Source organism: Sutterella massiliensis (assembly GCF_016899755.1).
Lineage (GTDB): Bacteria > Pseudomonadota > Gammaproteobacteria > Burkholderiales > Burkholderiaceae_F > Sutterella > Sutterella massiliensis.
Genome location: NZ_JACJJC010000243.1, coordinates 1 through 533 on the forward strand (window position 1 = coordinate 1; position 533 = coordinate 533).

Annotated in this window: 1 protein-coding gene; it reads left to right on the forward strand. The window is 52.5% G+C overall.

Going from position 1 to position 533, the window contains the following annotated elements; all coding sequences use genetic code 11:
* The coding region (locus tag H6A60_RS12380) for a porin (RefSeq protein WP_205105070.1) at positions 1-471 on the forward strand (471 nt) is incomplete at its 5' end.
* Between the last annotated feature and the right edge of the window lie 62 nt (positions 472-533).

Here is a 533-nt window from a genome sequence, read left to right on the forward strand (position 1 = left end):
TCTGCAAGCTGGGCTGGCGGTGACGGTTACACCGGCCTCGTTGCGGCAACCTACGACTTCGGCGTAGCAAAGCTCTATGTCGACGGTCAGTATTTCAAGCGCATGCGTATTGCTAATGCGGAATACGAAAAGCTTTCCGGGCTAAACGGCGAATTTGCCAGCTTCTGGGAAAACACCGCCTACGCTGACGGCTATGCCTTCAACATCGGTACGGACGTTCCTGCTTTTGGTGGCACTTTCAAGGCCAACTTCGGCTACCGTTATGCTGAATGCATCAAGAACCCGGACGGCAACAACGATGACCGCTACACGCTGTCTGCAGGCTACACCTACGACCTAAGCAAGCGTACTTCTCTCTACGCGGCAGGGTCTTATGTTTGGTCCGACCTTTCCTCGAACCACAACGATTCGAACCTTTCGAAGTCGCCTGAAGCTTGCGAATTGATCGCGGGCCTCATCCACCGGTTCTAAATCGGGAAAGTCTACAAGTTAAATCAGCATCAAGAGTCTTTTTACGGGGTTCAGCGTATTGA